Origin of the sequence: Spongiibacter taiwanensis (assembly GCF_023702635.1) — a bacterium.
GTDB lineage: Bacteria > Pseudomonadota > Gammaproteobacteria > Pseudomonadales > Spongiibacteraceae > Spongiibacter > Spongiibacter taiwanensis.
Map to the genome: position 1 here is coordinate 837856 of NZ_CP098455.1, position 18181 is coordinate 856036.

The following is an 18181-nucleotide window of genomic DNA, read 5'->3' on the forward strand; positions in this document are numbered from 1 at the left end:
AGAGAAATAGCGAAGGATCAACTGTCCCGCCCTGAGATGATTGGCCACGTCCGACAAGCCACAGTGTAACTCCGGCAACAAACGCTAAATTAGCAGGGCGGATTAAAAACGAAAACCCGCCTGAAGCGAGAGACCAACCTCGTCATTATCCGCCGATTTCGTCACCGCGATATCCAAATGTGAGGAAAAGGTCCCCAAACCGAAGCCGATAGAGGGAAGGTATTTTCCAGTGGCCATGTTGTAACGAAGCCCTCCGCGAATGGCGGTCGAGCGCCACAAATACCACTCGGCACCCAAGCTGAGATATTGCTTATCGGGATCAAAGCCAAGGGGATCATTGCGGGTTAAATCCAAATCCGCCGCAAAGCGCAATTTAGGGGTATAGCGGTAGGAGACACCCGCCCTGGCCAATGGCCGAAACTCGAGGTCATTACCGCGCACCGTCTTGAAATCATGGGGGATCAGATTTTTAACTACCGCTCCCAACGCCCACTGATCGTCCAATTGATACAAAACGCCCACATCCAGATTCAGTGTCTGATGGCGAGTCTGATTACGGGAGTTCTCCGCATTGTCCAGATCGATGTCCTCCACCGACTGTTCAAAATCCACCGTCGTGACCGTGAGGTGTTTGATATTTAATCCGAGCTTCAAGCGATCTCGGTCATCCGGTGTGAAGGCATAGCCCACACTGACTTCGTCCACGTAGGCACCCTGCACCTCAATAGTGGATTCAAAATTTTCCGGAATCTGGTAGCGCAGATAATTTTTTAACTCCGGTGGGTTGTCCACACTGCCAGGGTCTCTCAGCTCTGCTTCCAGGTCTTCCAATTGAAAATAGTCGGCGACTTCCTGAACCAGCCTACCTGTCTCTATTGATCGTTCGACCAGCTCCTGTACAGAGGGCAAATCGTAGTAAGACAGTAACTCCTCGCTGGGCACACCATCAATCACTGCTTGCTCAATCAAATCGCCCAGTTCATCAAGACCAAGCGCCTCCTCGAGTGCAGAAATCTCCTCGGTTTGATCGGAAATATCGGCCAGCAACTCGGTGGTTTCTATGGCTTGCGATACCCGAATGCGATCGACCTCGGCGAAATTGACTCGAGCGCCCAACACAAAATAGCGCCGATAGTGCGCGCCCCAAGCGCGGCGTTTAGCTGTGGAGCCGATAGTGAAGCCATAGGAAAGGGAAGCGCGAAGTGGCTTGTCGGATAGCTTGTCAATGTCGCCCTGCCAGTCCTCTGCCGCAGCCGCCAGCGCGCGCAAGTCGTCGGCGGTGATTAACCCGGCAGCGAAGTCCCGCTTGGCAATCTCAAGCAAGCGATCAAATTCATCTTCCGAGTTACTATCCTGATACTCATCTAAGGCGTCGAGAAAGTTATCCCGATCGAGAAGACGAGCACCAAGATAGGGACGAAAATAGAATTTCCAGTCGTCGCTGCTTTGAGATGAAACCAACAACGCCGGGTTAAAGATCGTCGCATTGTAGGATCGCGCACTGGCCACCCCCGCCCCGCCCATCGCCATGGAGCGAGGATCGAAGGACAGAAATGATACCGCGGCACTGGATGGGACAAAGCCGAGAAGGCCGCAAGTCACCCCCAGCGACAACAGGCTTGAGCGGCGTATCCCGCCCCTGAACTTAGTTTGTCGATATCTCTTTAAAAAACAAAATCCAGCCATCCTTGCCTCCCGGAGCGGCATTAATCACGCCTGCCAAACCTCCGCAGAAGCCCCCGCGACAGACACTACGTTACACAGATATTGATTCAACCTTACCTTGACGATAATAAAGCCTTTCTTAGAAGGCAATATTTCTAGCCCGCCAAATCAATCCGAAATGGACACCTGCTGAAACGCATCTTACTTTCGCCCTGTCTACAAAGAGTTTCTTAGGAAAAGCAGGCGCGCGAGATCTGTGCCAGTGCCGATGGGCCCTTCCCTTGTGGTCAGGGAACGACGTCGGTTGCTCTTCTCAGTGCATCCGAAGCACGCCCACGACGCTCTCTGTGCGGCTCGAGGAGCGCGCAAAGGAGGACATTCAATGACGCGCCATATAAGCTCGCCATCCCCCTAAATGGGTAATATCTTCTGCGCCGACCAGGCCTGATGCCTCACAGATAAAGCCGCTCAGCATACGACCATCCGCCAGCTTTACTTTGCCAATTCCCAAAGGCGCAGGAATCCCCGCCACAAAGCTGCCAAACGCCTCGCTGGGTACCGACCACACCTCAACCTCTATTGCGGCGCCGCCTTGCTCAGCCACCACCATCCCAGGACGATAAGGCGGTCCGCCTGCCAGCGCGTAGAGCTTGTACTCGGGAGCGGAGCGGGTTTTCTCAACTAACTGCCCACCTCGCTCCCGCAACTGCCAATTCAAGGGCATTCCATCCAAGTGGGCACCACACACCACCACCGGAATACATGAAGCCCCTTGCACCGGGTTGTCGGCCAGCGGTTGATATTCTCCCTGCCCGGAGCCCAGAGGTAATTTGAAAAGTTGCTGTAGACGATTGCTGATCGACAGCAGCTTGCGATCAGAAAATGCCTCAGCAATCAGAGTGACACCGAAGGGGAACCCGGACCCGGTGAAAGTCGTTGGCAGCGCCACGCCAGCGAGATCAAACAGGTTCATGTAATTGGTGTAGTAACCCAGATTGGTGTTGAGCACGACCGGATCAGCCTGCAACTCCGCAATCGAATAAGGGCGCCCCGCCGTTGGGGTTAGCAGGGCATCCACACTCTCGAGTACAGCCTGGGCCTGCTTACGTAGCGATTTGAGCTTGTACTGGGCCCGGAAGGTATCCGCAGCACTCACCTTGGCGCCGCCGCCAATGATATTACGCGTCACTGGGAGCATGGCTTCGGGCTGTTGGTCAATTAAGGGTTGAGTTGCCAGATAGCGTTCAGCCACCCAGGGGCCTTCATACAACAGTCGGGCAGCCTCAAGAAAGGCCGACATATCAACCTCAACCAGTTCTATCCCACTGTCCACCAACGTGGCGAGGGAGTTACGATAACAGTGCTCGTAATCCTTGTTGCCGAAAAAAGCCAGTTGAGATGCCTTCATCACACCCAAGCGAAGAGGCCCTGTGTGCTGACCATAATAACGATGGCTGTTGCTAAAGGGGTTGGCGCGGCTGTAGGCGTCTTCCCTATCTTCACCCTCAGCGACATTAAGTAGCGTGGCGGCATCATCGGTATTGAGGGCGAAGATCGTCATGCAATCCAGTGAGCGGCAAGCGGGCAGCATGCCGCCGGCAGACAGCAGTCCGATGCTGGGCTTTACGCCGACCAGATTATTAAAACAGGCTGGCACACGCCCCGAGCCCGCCGTATCGGTGCCCAAAGAAAAACTGGCCAGCCCCAGCGCCACGGCCACCGCCGAGCCCGAGCTGGAACCGCCGCTGATCATCTGCTCATCGAAGCTGTTTTTACAGGCGCCATAAGGCGAACGCGTACCCACCAGGCCCGTGGCAAATTGGTCTAGGTTGGTTTTCCCCAGCGGTATCGCGCCCGCATCAATCAGACGCTGCACCACAAAGGCCGATTTTTCCGGGACGTACGCAAAGGCCTCACAGGCCGCCGTGGTCGGCACACCAGCAAGATCAATATTATCCTTTACGGCGAAGGGCACACCGAACAACGGCAGCTGCTCAGGTGAGGTGGCATCCAGGCGCGCCAGATAGGGCTCAAGCTGGTCCGCTGTCAGGCGGGTTATCCAGATATTGTGCCCCGCATAGACCTCACATTGTTCGCTGATCTTTTCCATTACCTGCCGTGGTGTCAGCGCGCCGGAGGCATAAGCCTGACGCAACGACGACAGACTCAAATTCGGTAAACTCGACATTACTGCTCCTCCAGAATCACCACACTTTGCCCCGCCGCCACTCGGGCCCCTTCATTCAACAGGCATTTTTTCACCCGCCCCGCCTGCGGCGCGAATACCGAGATTTCCATTTTCATCGACTCCAACAACAGCAGCGCTTGGCCCGCCTGAACGGAATCTCCCTCCTTCACTAGCCATTGCCATACACTGCCCGCCACCGCGCTATCCACTGGCACCTCGCCCTCGGCCAGGGCCACCTCCGGCACCGCAGCATCAATTTCTGGCGCTTCATAATGGAATTGACCGTCCCGGTGCCAGCGGGCCAGCTCTTCCTCAAAGGCCTGCTCGCGTCGGCGGGTATGCGCGCTGATCTCGCTGGCGTTTTCTGCCAACATGGCCTCATAGTCCGCGAGGGAAAATTCGCCTTCCTCAATGCGCAGATCGTATTTCCCCAAAGGAAAATCATCGCGGAATCGCAACAACGCCTCCTCGCTCACTTCGAAAAACCGAATCTGATCGAAAAACCGTAGCAGGTAGGGTTCGGTGAAGGCGGCCGTCTTCCGGTAACGGTTCCACATTTGTATGGTCCGGCCCACAAACTGATACCCCCCCGGCCCTTCCATTCCGTAAACACACATATAGGATCCGCCAATACCGACGGAGTTTTCCGCCGTCCAGGTCCGGGCCGGATTGTATTTGGTGGTCACCAAGCGGTGACGGGGGTCTACCGGAGTCGCCACTGGCGCACCCAGATACACATCCCCCAAGCCCATCACCAGATAGGCCGCGTCAAACACAATCTGCTTAACCTCATCGATACTTTCCAGGCCGTTAATCCTGCGAATAAACTCCAGATTACTCGGGCACCAGGGCGCATTTTGCCGCACCGATTGCTGGTACTTCTTAATGGCGAGCTGACAGGCCTGATCATCCCAACTCAGTGGCAGATAGACTGTCCGCGACGGCACACTCAGGCTCTCCAGCTGCCCCGCCAACGCGGTTTCAGCGTCCTTCAACGCGCCCAGCAGTGACGTCAGTGAAATTTGCTGGGAATCGTAGTGCAGCTGCAGTGAGCGAATACCGGGCGTCATTTCCAGCACACCGGCAATCGGCTTCTGTTGCAAATGCTGCATCAGGGCGTGGGCGCGAAAGCGCAGGCGGATATCCAGTTCGAGGGGGCCGTATTCCACCAGCAGAAAATGATCGCCCGCGACCCGATAGACGATGTCGTCACCAAATTCAGCCGCGGGCAGTCGTTGCACGATAGGTGAAGGCAATTCCCCTGAGCTGATAATGTCGTTCGCTGCCGGCGGGTTCGGTGCGAGATCCGCAATGCGCTGACGCTGATGTTGTTCCGCAATCACCGCCTGATCAATGGTCATTGCCACGAAGCGAACCTTGTCGCCAGCGCGCAGCTGACCCAGCTTCCACAGATCCGCCGTGATGACCGTTGCCGGACAAACAAACCCGCCCAAAGAGGGCCCATCCGGCCCCAGGATAACCGGCATATCCCCGGTAAAATCGACGGTGCCAAAGGCGTAGGCATTGTCATGAATATTACTGGGATGCATGCCCGCCTCACCGCCGCTGTCTCTGGCCCACGTCGGCTTGGGGCCAATCAGACGCACACCAGTGCGGCTCGAGTTGTAATGCACTTCCCAGTCGGTATTGAAGAAGGTATCGATATCGTCATCGGTGAAGAAATCTGGCGCACCGTGGGGGCCATAGATCACCCGCAATTGATAATGCTCGCCGATGTCCGGTTTGAGACTTTCTGGCAAGGCTGCAGGACAGGCCGCAATGGGCGCCATGGATAAATTCAGTGCGTCCCCCACTCGCAGCGCGCGACCGCTGTGGCCGCCAAATTGCCCCAGCGTAAAGGTGGAACGGGAGCCGAGGTATTCGGGGCACTGAATGCCGCCCAGTACGGCCAGATAAGCGCGGGCACCGCTGCTGATCCGCCCGAGGCTCAAGCTCTGACCAGCCTTGACCGGCACGGCTTGCCACAGCGGCACTGCCATGTCATCCAGGGTCGCGGGAATATCGGCACCCGCCAGCGCGATCATGGTGTCGCAGCTAAACTGCAGCACGGGACCTTGCAGGGTAATCTCCAGGCCTGCCGCCGAAGGGTCATTACCCAATAATCTGTTGGCCAGACGGAAACTGTAGTTATCAAAGGGACCCGACGGCGGTACGCCAACATCCCAGTAACCCGTCCTCGCCGGGTAGTCTTGTACCGTGGTTTGGGTACCTGCCTGCAGCACATCAATCCGCCGCGGCTGCCAGGCAAAATCATTCAGGTACCGAGTGGTGACCAGGCCTTGCTGGAGCAGCGGATCTTGCAGCAAGGCACCGAGGTAATTCACATTGGTGACAATGCCGTACAGCTCACTTTGGCGCAGGGCCTGAGCCACCCCCGCCAGCGCCGTCTCCCGGGAGTCAGCATGGACAATGACCTTGGCGAGCATCGGATCAAAGAAGGGCGAGACTTCGATGCCGCTGTCCAGCCAATGGTCCACCCGCAAGGTGCCCTGCTCCACAGCCGCAGGAAAAGCAACCTTACTGAGCAGCCCGGCGCAGGGCTGGAACTGACGAAAAGGATCTTCTGCATAGACCCGCACCTGCACCGCATGCCCAGTAGCAACAAGGCCCGCCTTTAACTGAGACAGATCGCCCAAATCGCCGGCAGCCAATTGCAACATCCACTTGACCAGGTCAACGCCCCAGACCATTTCAGTGACACCATGCTCCACCTGCAGGCGGGTATTCACCTCGAGGAAGTAAAACTGCTGGCTATCCTGGTCATAAATAAACTCAACCGTGCCCGCGTTGCGGTAATTTACTGCCGCCAATAACGCTTCCGCGCACTGGTGCAATTTACCCCTGACCTCATCTGGTAGATTGGGTGCTGGCGATTCTTCGACCACTTTCTGGTTTCGGCGCTGGGCGGAGCAGTCCCGCTCACCGAGGGCAATGACCTGGCCGGCACCATCACCAAATACCTGAACTTCAATATGCCGGGCCCGGGCAATAAACTTTTCCAGAAATACACCGTCATCGGCAAAGTTGCTTTGGCCCAATTTCTTCACTTTATCGAAGCCGCTGGCCAGCTCATCACTGCCGTGACACACCTGCATGCCAATACCACCGCCCCCGGCGGTGCTTTTCAGCATGACGGGATACCCAATTTTCTCTGCGTCAGCCAGCGCCGCCGCCTTGTCAATCAACAGCCCCGTGCCCGGCGGCAGCGGCACACCCACCGACTCGGCCACTTCTCTGGCCCGGTGTTTTAAGCCAAAGGCCAGCATCTGCTCCGGGGTGGGGCCGATAAAGGCGATACCCGCCGCCTCACACGCCTCAACAAATTTGCTGTTTTCGCTGAGAAAGCCATAGCCGGGGTGGATTGCCTCGGCGCCGGAGTCCTTCGCAATTTTCAGGATTTTTGCGGCATCGAGATAGGTCTCCGCCGCACCACCTTCGCCCAGGGAGTACGCCTCATCTGCATTGCGTACATGTAAGCTGCGGGCATCGGCCTCGGCGTAAACGGCCACTGAGGTGACGCCGAGTTCTTTCAGTGTTCGCTGGATGCGGGTTGCGATGGCACCGCGGTTGGCGATCAGTATTTTGGTAAACATGAGCTCCTGTCTGTGAGTCGTCCCACAGGGTGGTTCTTTGCCAGTGGTCGTCCACTGGGGTGGTTCTGCGTTTTTTGCTGCTGATGCAGCGGTTTTCAGTTGTTCATTGTCGACAGGAATGCTGTCGGGTTGCTTTTCCCTGCAGATAGCAGTTGTTTCACTTAAGTCTTTTAATATTCACCCTTCGAGCACCCTGTCGAGTTTGTAAGGGGCTTTGCTAGCCCTATTTCGCCCCGCTGGGCGACTTACTTCTTTTTTGCGCCAAAAAAGAAGTAAGCAAGAAAAAGGGCGCCCCAATCGCTCGCCCTTCGGGTGCGTTGCGCTTCTCAAAATCCAATGGGAACGCTGCGGAACTCGCCTGCGGCTCAAACAGTCCTCGCTAAAAGACTCCCATTGAATTTCTGCGATGCTCACCGAGCTCAAAGGGGGTAATTACGCCGTACTTCGATTCAAGATCATCAGGTTTCTTAAGACCTTAAAGTTTAGCGCTTTCGGCAAGTGCTTGCCGATTTACATCCTCCCATAATCGATGCTGCGACCTCCCCCTTGTGGAGCTGCCGAGCACCGGAGTCCATCGCGGAAATAAGCAAAACACTGTTTGAGCGTAGCGAGTTTGTTTTGCGCCGCGATGGATGAGGAGCGCAGGGAACCGATGGCATCTTTTCGCCATCGGCAGCGCAGCCGGGGTGTGCTTTTCTTGCTTACTTCTTTTTCACATAAAAAGAAGTAAGTCGCCCTGCGGGGCGAAACAGCTGCCTTCCGCCAGAAACAAAACCCGATAGCGTGCCAATACAGCGAGAACCCAAATTCCGTCGACCCCACGAATCGTCTATCCACTCGATAATGCGCCGTAAAACAGCACTCCATCAAACCCCGTTTGGGGCATCCCAAACCAAAAACTCAATCGGTGTTGGATTGTATGCATTACAAGGATTATTCAACTGCGGGCAGTTGGAAATCAGCACCAGCACATCCATCAGCGCCGTCAGCTCAACATATTTCCCCGCCCCGGAAATCCCATCGGCAAAGGTCAGCCCACCCTCCTCGGTGATCGGTACGTTCATGAAAAAATTGATGTTGTGGGTGATGTCCCGTTTGCTCAGCCCAAACTCGGGCCTTTCGGCAATGGCCAGCATCCAGCTGTCACGGCAGGCATGCATGCAGCGCTTCTCTAGGTCGTAGCGCACGGTGTTGCTCTCGCTCGCGCAGGCACCACCGAGGGTGTCGTGGCGACCACAGGTGTCGGCGACAATCTCCAACATCGGATGATTTTCATTGCTGCGCAGCACACTGCCTGCGGTCAGGTAAACATTGCCCTGCTCGCGGATGGTGTCGGTGGCGCTGTAGCGCTCTGCCGGATTCGCAGCACTGAAAAACAAGGTATCGGCGGCCTGGTTGCCCTCCAAATCCAGAATCCGGAAGGTCTGTCCCGCGTTGACTTTGCCCAGGTAGTAATCGCCGGCATCCACCACCTGTTTGAATACGGCGTCGTCAACGTGTCGTTGGCTCTCTTTAATCATGACGCTTCTCTTATGCCCCCAAATGGTAGAGGGCGTTGTTGGCAAAGCCCCGGCGATTTTCATCACAGTGATTGAGACAAAGGTCATCCTCGCCGACTGGCGCCGCCGTGGCCAGGCCCAATCCAATGGCCTTGCGCGGATAGGTCGTGGCATCACTCAAGGGGTGGGGACAAGCATGCAGCAAGACCAGGGTGTCCATCTCAACGCGCAGGGTCACACTGCTGCCCGCCGGACTCGGTGATGTCAGGCACAGATTGCCCTCGGCATCGGTCGCGACTTTACTGAACCAATTGATGTTGGCCGCCATATCCGCCGCACCCAGACCGTACTTGGCCAACTCGACCAGAAAGGCGTCATAGCCATTCTGATGCCAGTCATTGCGATGGTGTTGGTAGTCACGCGCCCCCCATTTACTGGCCACGTGTTGGGCGTTTGCATTGCCACATACGGTGTCGTGCCAACCGAAGGTATCCGCGGTGACCGACGCAAAGATGCGCCCCATATCCGAATACAGGCAGTGGCCGGCGGTCAGCTTAAAGGTGTGCTGACATTTCAGCGTATCCGGGGCGTTGTAGCGCTCGAGTAAATTACGGGGGTTGTAAAACAGCATGCCGCAATTGCCGCCACCGGCAATATCGGTCAGCGTGAGCTGGGTACCCCGGCGCAACTCCAGTGACCAGTGGCCGCCGGGGGAAATTTCAGTGTTGTAGCCTTGCATCATTCCACTTCCAATTCGCCTGCGATATTGCTCGACAGGCTTTCGTCAATTTCTTCCAGCAGATCGTCGCCACATACCCCTACCGGCAGGTCATAGGTAATACCGGCGCCGTAGGCATTCGGGCTTTGGGGATCTACCCGGAGTTTGTCAAAGACCCACAGGCGGGTGCCAAGATGGAAGCCCTCCTTCAAATCGTGGGTCACCATAAAAATGGTGAGCTTGTGCTTACGCCATAAATTCAGCACAAGCTCGTGCATGTCGGCGCGAATCCCGGGGTCCAGTGCACCAAAGGGCTCATCGAGCAACAAAATACGCGGCTTGAGGATCAGCGCCTGGGCGATGGCCAGCCGCTGGCGCATACCACCAGACAATTCATCGGGATACCGGTCTTGCATATGGGACAAGCCCACAATGTTCAGCAGGTCCGCCGCTTCTGCCAACGCCGCTTTTTTGCGGGCGCCAAACAAATAACCCAGGCGGGTTTGTTCAAAGGCCCGGCCGATCGCGACGTTCTGCAAAACCGTCATGTGGGGGAAAACGGAATACTGCTGAAACACCACCCCCCGCTCGGCGTCGGGCTCGGTCGCGATGGGTTGGCCGTCGAGCAGGATGCTGCCCTGGCTCGGTGTTTCGGTGCCCAGCAGCATTTTGAGAAAGGTCGATTTACCGCAGCCCGATGCCCCGACCAGGGTAATAAATTCCCCCTCGGCAACCGACGCCGAAATATTTTCGAGAATCACGTTACTGCCGTAACGCTTCCAGATATTTTTGACCTCTATCATTACTTGCCCTCCTGCTGCGCATGCCAGGGAAAGGCAAAACGGCTGGCCCTGACCAGCAGGTAGTCAATGATGAAGGCCAGAAAGGTGATCCAGGCGACATAGGGCAGTATCACATCCATCGACAAATAGCGGCGTACCAGGAAAACCCGATAGCCCAGTCCATCGGTGGAGGCAATGGCTTCTGCCGCAATGAGAAACAACCAGGCACTGCCGAGCGACAGTCGCACGGCATCAATCAGCCGAGGCATTAACTGGGGAATGAGCACCCGCAGCATAATTTGTCCGGTATTGGCACCGAGGGTCTGTGCCTTTACCAATTGCTCCCGGGGAATCTCCAGCGCGCGCTTTTGAATATCCCGGGCAATAAAGGGGGTAACACCAATAGCGATCAGCGCCACCTTGGACAGCTCGCCCAAACCAAACACGATAAACAGAATCGGCAACAGCGCCATTGGCGGCACCAGCGAGATAATGGTGATCAGTGGTGCCAGCGAGGCATTCACCAGGGGAATGGCACCGGTCATCAAACCAAAAAACATGCCCAGCGATGCCGCAATCAGCATGCCCAGACCCAGCCGCCGCAGGCTGCTGCCGGTATCCTCCCAAAACAAATACTCACCGGTGCGCTTGCTGGGCTCAAAGGCAAGACGCTGCACCGCATCGGCCATCTGCCCGAAGCTGGGTAACAACTTGTCCTGGGCATTCTCCGCCAGCCGTGCCTCTGAGGCTGAAATGTACAGCAACAAGATAATTGCAAAAGGCAGTAGCGCAAGGCCGATTCGCCAAACCCGGCTGGGGTTTTGATTGATGAGTCGTTTCATTCTCGTTCCCGTGGTTGGGGCGTGCTTTTTGGATGGGAGATGCAATACGGAAAGCGGAAGACGCAACAGCAAGCGCGGCTTTGCCGTGTGAGGCTACGACAGCAGCAAATCTGCAAATCTTAGCGTCCCCCTTCTCCCGTCCAGCGTCTCCCGCGCCCTTACAACTTACCGTCAGCCGCCATCTGCATGTAGCTGGGATCAAAGCGGAATTTAACGTTGGATTTATTACCGTAAACCCCCGCAGGTGTCTCGATGCCAATGAAGCCCGCATCCGGTGCACCCTCACCCAACAAGCCGTGGTCAAAGGAGAATTCGGCAACGTTTTTCATGGTCTCCATCAGCGCGGCACTCTCGGTGAATTTAACCGCGGCCGCTGGCTCGTAAAACATCTCGGTGCTGGCCAATTGAGCGTCAAAGCCCGCCAGATCAGTGCCCGAGGCCACACCCATTGCCGTGCGAGCTGCCATTGCCGCTTTACTCTCGCCACTCATGGTTGCCATGATTTCATACCAGGCGCCGGTGAGGGCTTTACCCAGTTTGGGATTGGCCTTGAGGGTTTCGGTATTGATCACCAACAGGTCGATGATTTCACCAGGAATTTGCGAGGAGTCGAATACCTTGTTGGCGCCAGGCATGTCCAGGATTTCGCTCAATAGGGGGTTCCAGGTCACCACAGAGGTCACCCCGGCGGTCGGAAATACCGCAACCATGTCAGCATCTGAGGTGTTGACCACCGTCACGTCCGCTTCGCTCATGCCCACACTTTCAAGCCCCCGGGCCAGCAGGTAATGAGACACGCTGAGTTCGACCAGATTAACCTGCTGGCCTTTGATATCAGCGAGCTTGTCGGTGCCTTTCAACACCACACCATCATTACCGTTAGAGAAGTCACCCACGATCAATGCGGTGCTGTCCACACCACCCGCTGCAGGGATAGTCAGTGCATCCATATTGGTCATAGTGCACGCGTCGAAGGCGCCGGCGGTGTATTGATTGATGGACTCAACGTAATCGTTGATTTGCACGACATCGATTTCAATGCCGTACTTCTTGGCCCACTTGTCGACAATTTTTTGCTCGTCGCCATAACCCCAGGGCATCCAACCAACATAGATCGACCAGCAAACCTTGAAGCTGTCTGCCGCCATGGAAAAGGAAGAGAAAGTCAGTGTGAGTAGTAAAGCGGCTAAACGCTTCATCGCGAACCTCCAGCGGTTTGTTACGCGGTTAACAGAGCACTCCTGGCGAAATCGCCGATCGTCTCCCGGGCTTTTATCCCGCCGTGTAACCTTGCTGAGGGCCGAAGCCTGCCACTTTTTGTCGGGGCGTAACCCCTAAGTGAGCGAAGGTCGAAAGCTCTCGGACCAGTCATTGCGGCGCGCTTGCGCGCTATTGCAATCGGAACCCTAGCTTTCCATTGCCAAATTGTCGTGTACGTCCTGATTCACCATGAGTGCGGACGCATTAAGTTATACAGATTTTGTGCCAACACTGCCACCCCCCGTCATCCGGTCTCCTGTGCAGCGTAGCTGGACGAATAAGTTAGGTTCGCAGCCAATCAGCCCGCCTTTTGGCCCTAAAAAGTGGCGCGGCGCACCACAAGCAACCACAAGACCCGCTGCCACAAAATAGAAAAGCCCGCGACAACGCGGGCTCTGCTGATCATTGGCTATTCGGGGATTACATAAAATGGTAGGCGAAGGTCAAACCGTAGGTTACCGGCTTGGCCGCATAGCGCACCACCACGTCCTGGGTGACAAACTGGTTGCTCCAATAGTACTCGTCGGTCACATTGCGGCCCCACAGGGTCGCGGTCCAAGTGCCGTCGAGGGACTCAAGCCCCAGGCGAATATCCAGCGTGGTAAAACCATCGATACGGGTCGCTTTGGGGTCACCAAAGGTGGAGTTGGCCTCACTGTTGTACAGCAGGTTGGCACCGATGAAGGCTCCCAGGGTGTCATTCAGCGGCCAGCGGTAGTCCACATCCGCCACAAAATGCAGTTCAGGCGTAAAAGGCAGATCAGATCCAGAGAAATCGCCCTGCTCACGCACACCGTTCAGGCCATCCTCTTCCATGCCGGTGGCCGGATTGACGAAGGTGTACCACTCTTTTACCTCGGTCTCGACATAGGTTCCGGAGGCCCGCAGCATCAGCCCTTCAATGGGAGTGAAGGTCAACTCCAGTTCAAAACCCTGAATGGTGGACTCGGGAATATTCACCAAGCGATCCAACTGGTTATAGACCGGATCTTTAACGCTGCCACGGACCTGCTTGTCGTCATACTCGTAGTAGAACACCGCAGAGTTCAACTGGGCACGACGGTCGGCCAGACTCCATTTGAAGCCCGCCTCCAGGGCCTGCACAGACTCTTGGGTAACCGGTTCAAACTGGGCCGTGGTTGAAGCCGGCAGAATCGGATAGCTGCCGGTTTTATAGCCTTTAGAGGCCAACGTATAGAGCAGCAAATCCTCATTCACCCGGTAGTTCAAACCCACGCGCCAGGAGACGTTGTCCTCTTCCAATGAATCCTCATAAGGTGTGCGGCTGTTTTCTGCCGTGAGTGGATCAAGACTGACACAATCCCCTGGTGCTAACACGGTTGTACCCGGCAACTGCCCCCGCAATACATCAGAGAAAAACGCGAAAGTGGAGTTCAGCCCTGGGTCGGTGCTGCGACTACAAGCCGTAAAATCATTGGTGCTTTCGGTATAGCGCGCCCCCACCAACAGGGTGAGCTGTTCGCTCAGGTCTTGCTCAAGGTTAGCAAAGACACCAATATCCTCAATGTCCTGAGTAATGCTGGTGGTGGCGTTCTGAATGAAGGGACCGCCGGGCTGGAGTGCAACGTTTGTCGAGTCTGCGACCAACACCGTCTCATCGCTCTCCACGTCATTGGTCGCGTAGTTCACCCCCACCAGCCACTGGTTGCTGTCTGAGCTACCAGAAATGCGCAACTCTTGGGTAAAGCTATCCACGCTGCCCACGGAATCGATCCCCATATTTTGCAGGGTCGTGCCATCGCGATCCATCGCATAGTCTTCCTCATACTCCGACGCAGCGGTAATCGAGGTGAACATCAGGTTATCGCCCAGCTCGTGATCGATCCGTAGAGTGACCTGGGTAAAGCTGTCATCTCGGGAGAGGTCACGCCCCTCATCCCACTCCGCGCTGCGCGCATTATTGCCGGCGTTGGGTTGGGTAAAAAAGGCGTCAATGCGCTGCTGGGTAGCCGCCACATCGGCAACGGGGGCATCGGCCGGCGAGGCATATTGCAACTGCAAACCCTGCAGTTGCGCGGCTTGTGTGTCGGATTGGTCGGTCCAACCGTTAATACCCACTAATACCGAGGTCCTGTCAGTCGCATCAATTTGCAGCTGCGCCCGTCCTTTAAAGGTGTCTTCTGCGCCAAGTTCACGATTAGAAGAAATACTCTCCTGCCATTCATCGGCTTGGGTTGTGGCCAATGCCACTCGTCCGGCGACCACGTCACCCAGCGGGCCACTGGCATAGGCGTCGGCCTCAACACGGTTGAAGCGCCCAACACTCAGACGACCACCAGCCTCAAATTCGCGAGTAGGTTTTGCCGCGATATAGTTAATTGCGCCGCCGGTAGAGTTTTGGCCAAACAACAAACCCTGAGGCCCTTTGAGCACTTCAACCCGCTCCAGATCCAGGGTGGCGCCTTTGGTGAACGCACCATAGGCCAGAGGCACTTCATCCACATATACGCTAACTGCGGGGCTCGCTCCCAGAGTGTAATCATTGAAGCCGACACCACGTAGGGAAAACAGCGGGGTACCATTTTGACTGGCGGTGAAAACCAGCCCGGGCGATACCTTGATCAAATCGCCTGTATCGGAAATACCCGCATCGGCAATCTGCTCCGATGTCGCCGCCGAAACGGAGAGACCTACATCATTGATCGACTGTGACCGCTTCTGGGCAGTTACCACAACCTCTTCAAGCTGAGCCGCATTAAGCGCAACCGGAAACAGAACTGCAACCACCTCAAGCGCAAGAATCTTTCTCATTCACCTAAACCTCCCGTTGTTATAAATCTAAAACTGTTCTTTATCGGCCAGTTATCAGGGTGTCGTGTGCAGCTTCGCCAAAATAGAAATCGCTGACACAGGCCGCCACTCGTATTGATCTGCATTTCAATATTTTGAACGAGCGCATTCTGCCTACTGAGATCACCTACCGGCATACGTAATAACCCCTACTCAATTCTCATTCGGCCGTTTTTGCCTTCGCAACGACACATGTTGACAACATTGACCAGGCAACCTTAGGTTTGCCCCACTACCAATCGGTATTACGCAGAGATTGCAAAACGCCCCCCTTACGGGATAAATGCACAGTTGAGGTCGTTGCGGCTTGCAGCGAACGGCACGGATTTCTATTTGAACTAGGCCCTAATCAGTTTTCTAACGAGCTTATGGAATGGGTATGAGTTATTGGCTATATCTATTGTTGGCCGTGGTCTTTGAAATTGCCTGGGCCATGTCGATGAAATGGTTCAGTAAACAACCTGGTCTCATGCCGGGCCTGGTGGTGCTGCTGCTGGCCTTTGCCATCATCAGCTTGTTGAGTTTTGCCCTGCGCGGAATCCCCATGGGGACCGCTTATGCCATTTGGACCGGACTTGGTGCCGTTGGGGTCACCATTTGCGGTGTTATCTGGTTTGGTGAGGCACTCACTTTAGTCAGGATGGCCTGCATCAGTCTAATTATTATCGGCGCCGCGGGCCTGAAGCTCAGCGCCTGACAAGCACTTGTCATAAACAGCCACTATAATCAGCCGGCCGCGAGGTGTGTCTGGCTGACATCATTGTCGGCGTTACCGTCTGCTCAGCTTCGGAGTGCTAATGCGATTTTTCCTTTTTGCCGTAACGTCCCTTTGCCTGGCTGCCTGTGATAGTCCGTCAACCTCCGTGACACCAGCGCCGGTCAAGCAGCTGGAATTCATCGAGCGCAGCCTCAACAATACCTGGTTTCAGGATGCCAGCAAGGCGGTGACCAAAGATGCCGCGAGGGCGCCAGGGCAGCAAGGCCGAGCAAAGAACATTATTCTATTTGTCGGCGACGGCATGGGTATTTCCACATTAACCGCCGCACGAATTTTTCAGGGCCAGCAACAAGGTCTCTCCGGTGAAGAAAACAGCCTGAGCTTTGAGCAGTTCCCCTTCGCTGGATTGATCAAAACCTACAATGTCGATGCCCAGGTGCCAGATTCCGCCGGCACCATGAGCGCAATAGTCACCGGCGCCAAAACACGCGCGGGTGTGCTTGCCGTTGACGCCTCCGCCAACCGGGGTGATTGCCACACCCAAAACGGCGCAGCCCTACCCAGTATTTTGGAGATCGCAGAGCTTGCCGGCAAAGCCACCGGCATTGTCAGTACCGCCCGAATCACCCATGCCACCCCCGCCGCGACCTATGCCAAATCGGTTGAGCGAGACTGGGAAAATGATGCTGCCCTTTCCGCTGAAGCCCAGGCAGCCGGGTGCGAAGATATCGCCCAGCAGCTTGTTCACTTTGAAACTCGCTTCGCGCAGCGGTTTGCCGGGCACCAAAGTAACGGCATTGAAGTTGTACTGGGTGGTGGACGCGCCAATTTTCTTCCCGCCCAGGCCGAGTTCAATAGCGACCGCAGCCATACCGGTATCGAAGGTTTGCGTCAGGATGGCCACAACCTGACAGCGCGCTGGCAGCAACAACATCCCCAGGGGCACTATGTTACCGACCGGGACGCGCTACTGACGCTATCCAAACCGGACGGCGCCCCGCTACTGGGGCTATTCAACCCTTCGCACATGAGCTTTGAAGTGGATCGGGTTGCCGGCAGCCTCGGCGAGCCCTCTCTCAGTGAGATGACCGACATCGCCATTCGGCGCTTACGCCAACATGAGAACGGTTTTTTTCTCATGGTCGAAGCCGGGCGAATTGACCACGCTCATCACGCTGGCAACGCTTACCGGGCGCTGAGTGAAACCGTTGCGCTTTCCGATGCCGTTGCCGTCGCGACATCACTGACCAATACGGATGACACGCTTATTCTGGTGACCGCCGATCACAGCCACGTTTTCACTATGGCAGGCTACCCCAAACGGGGGAATCCGATTCTCGGCAAGGTAGTGGGTGTGGGAGAAAGCGATGCTGCCCAAGCCAATGATGGCAAGCCCTATACCACGCTGGGGTACGCCAACGGGCCTGGACACCAATCCCAAGACCGCCAGGACCTTAGCGAACACGATACAACAGACAAGAACTATCACCAACAGTCCCTGGTCCCCCTCTCATCAGAGACCCATGGCGGCGAGGACGTGGCGATTTTTGCAAGCGGCCCGGGAGCCGCCCTGGTCAGTGGCAGCCATGAACAGAATCGCATTTTTCATATTATGGAATTCGCCGGGGCACTGTTTAGCGCAGCGGGAATCGGCAAAACTCAGTAGCTTGCTTGCGAACGCCGATTGTCAGTAGAGCGCGACATTGTGCCACTGAAGTTGCAATGACCCAGCCCTGCTCCGCCCGGTGCCGATAACCGCTCTGGTAGTCAGCCTCGGCTTTGTACACATAGCCTTAAGTACCGGCGCCTAGGTGCAGCGTTCTATGGCAACGGTGGTTATTGGTGACATTACTTCGTCCACACTGCCGACATTATTTACACTGCTGGTGCGGTACAAATGGCTGCATCAGCTCGACCAATGGAAAATATAAACGCGCCTTTAGGCGAAAGTTGTCTCTAACGCTATTTACCGCGAAAGCCCTAGGGGCGCGCTGGCCGAGACAACCGCTCAAATGGGAATTGCCGGAGAAAACGAAGAAAAACCGGAAAGAGGGACAGTGACTGCAACACCAGAGTGGGTATTG

Annotated in this window: 11 protein-coding genes, 1 pseudogene and 1 riboswitch; of the genes and pseudogenes, 3 read left to right on the forward strand and 9 right to left on the reverse strand. The window is 55.9% G+C overall.

The annotated features are described in order from the left end of the window. Nucleotides 1-102: 102 nt before the first annotated feature. The 9 genes from traF to NCG89_RS04075 all read right to left on the reverse strand — a co-directional run bounded on the left by traF (nt 103) and on the right by NCG89_RS04075 (nt 15340). A complete protein-coding gene (traF, locus tag NCG89_RS04035; protein ID WP_251088493.1) occupies nt 103-1602 on the reverse strand; it encodes a conjugal transfer protein TraF in 1500 nt (499 codons plus the stop codon). Between the two features lie 442 nt (nt 1603-2044). After that, on the reverse strand, nt 2045-3853 hold the full coding sequence (atzF, locus tag NCG89_RS04040) for an allophanate hydrolase (RefSeq protein WP_251088494.1): 1809 nt from the start codon (nt 3851-3853) through the stop codon (nt 2045-2047). Then, complete coding sequence (uca, locus tag NCG89_RS04045; RefSeq protein WP_251088495.1) at nt 3853-7467, reverse strand: urea carboxylase; 3615 nt, start codon at nt 7465-7467, stop codon at nt 3853-3855. Before uca ends, atzF begins: the two co-directional genes overlap by 1 nt. A gap of 866 nt (nt 7468-8333) precedes the next feature. Continuing rightward, complete coding sequence (locus NCG89_RS04050) at nt 8334-8987, reverse strand: urea amidolyase associated protein UAAP2 (protein WP_251088496.1); 654 nt, start codon at nt 8985-8987, stop codon at nt 8334-8336. Between the two features lie 10 nt (nt 8988-8997). Further along, the gene (locus tag NCG89_RS04055; RefSeq protein WP_251089333.1) at nt 8998-9705 is read right to left on the reverse strand and encodes an urea amidolyase associated protein UAAP1; all 708 of its coding nucleotides are present in this window, start codon (nt 9703-9705) and stop codon (nt 8998-9000) included. Beyond that, a complete protein-coding gene (locus NCG89_RS04060) occupies nt 9705-10487 on the reverse strand; it encodes an ABC transporter ATP-binding protein (protein ID WP_251088497.1) in 783 nt (260 codons plus the stop codon). The genes NCG89_RS04055 and NCG89_RS04060 overlap by 1 nt, the downstream gene beginning before the upstream one ends. After that, nucleotides 10487-11308 (reverse strand): ABC transporter permease, encoded by an 822-nt coding sequence (locus tag NCG89_RS04065; protein ID WP_251088498.1) that lies wholly within the window; start codon nt 11306-11308, stop codon nt 10487-10489. Before NCG89_RS04065 ends, NCG89_RS04060 begins: the two co-directional genes overlap by 1 nt. Before the next feature lie 158 nt (nt 11309-11466). Beyond that, on the reverse strand, nt 11467-12507 hold the full coding sequence (locus tag NCG89_RS04070) for a putative urea ABC transporter substrate-binding protein (RefSeq protein WP_251088499.1): 1041 nt from the start codon (nt 12505-12507) through the stop codon (nt 11467-11469). Between the two features lie 60 nt (nt 12508-12567). Next, nucleotides 12568-12729, reverse strand: a riboswitch (guanidine-I (ykkC/yxkD leader). A 259-nt stretch (nt 12730-12988) separates the two neighbouring features. Then, nucleotides 12989-15340, reverse strand: a complete 2352-nt coding sequence (locus NCG89_RS04075; RefSeq protein ID WP_251088500.1) for a TonB-dependent receptor — start codon at nt 15338-15340, stop codon at nt 12989-12991. Nucleotides 15341-15758: 418 nt separating this feature from the next. Here NCG89_RS04075 and NCG89_RS04080 point away from each other — a divergent pair, with 418 nt between their 5' ends. The 3 genes and pseudogenes from NCG89_RS04080 to NCG89_RS16915 all read left to right on the forward strand — a co-directional run. Beyond that, the gene (locus NCG89_RS04080; protein WP_251088501.1) at nt 15759-16076 is read left to right on the forward strand and encodes a DMT family transporter; all 318 of its coding nucleotides are present in this window, start codon (nt 15759-15761) and stop codon (nt 16074-16076) included. Nucleotides 16077-16176: 100 nt separating this feature from the next. Then, on the forward strand, nt 16177-17763 hold the full coding sequence (locus NCG89_RS04085; protein WP_251088502.1) for an alkaline phosphatase family protein: 1587 nt from the start codon (nt 16177-16179) through the stop codon (nt 17761-17763). A gap of 70 nt (nt 17764-17833) precedes the next feature. After that, nucleotides 17834-18028, forward strand: a pseudogene (locus NCG89_RS16915) (efflux RND transporter permease subunit); the annotation flags it as partial. Nucleotides 18029-18181: the final 153 nt, after the last annotated feature.

Bases quoted from the DNA above. Each gene is read 5' to 3' on its own strand.
- atzF (WP_251088494.1), bottom strand. From the start codon at position 3,853: ATGTCGAGTTTACCGAATTTGAGTCTGTCGTCGTTGCGTCAGGCTTAT.
- uca (WP_251088495.1), bottom strand. From the start codon at position 7,467: ATGTTTACCAAAATACTGATCGCCAACCGCGGTGCCATCGCAACCCGC.
- NCG89_RS04050 (WP_251088496.1), bottom strand. From the start codon at position 8,987: ATGATTAAAGAGAGCCAACGACACGTTGACGACGCCGTATTCAAACAG.
- NCG89_RS04055 (WP_251089333.1), bottom strand. From the start codon at position 9,705: ATGCAAGGCTACAACACTGAAATTTCCCCCGGCGGCCACTGGTCACTG.
- NCG89_RS04060 (WP_251088497.1), bottom strand. From the start codon at position 10,487: ATGATAGAGGTCAAAAATATCTGGAAGCGTTACGGCAGTAACGTGATT.
- NCG89_RS04065 (WP_251088498.1), bottom strand. From the start codon at position 11,308: ATGAAACGACTCATCAATCAAAACCCCAGCCGGGTTTGGCGAATCGGC.
- NCG89_RS04070 (WP_251088499.1), bottom strand. From the start codon at position 12,507: ATGAAGCGTTTAGCCGCTTTACTACTCACACTGACTTTCTCTTCCTTT.
- NCG89_RS04075 (WP_251088500.1), bottom strand. From the start codon at position 15,340: ATGAGAAAGATTCTTGCGCTTGAGGTGGTTGCAGTTCTGTTTCCGGTT.
- NCG89_RS04080 (WP_251088501.1), top strand. From the start codon at position 15,759: ATGAGTTATTGGCTATATCTATTGTTGGCCGTGGTCTTTGAAATTGCC.
- NCG89_RS04085 (WP_251088502.1), top strand. From the start codon at position 16,177: ATGCGATTTTTCCTTTTTGCCGTAACGTCCCTTTGCCTGGCTGCCTGT.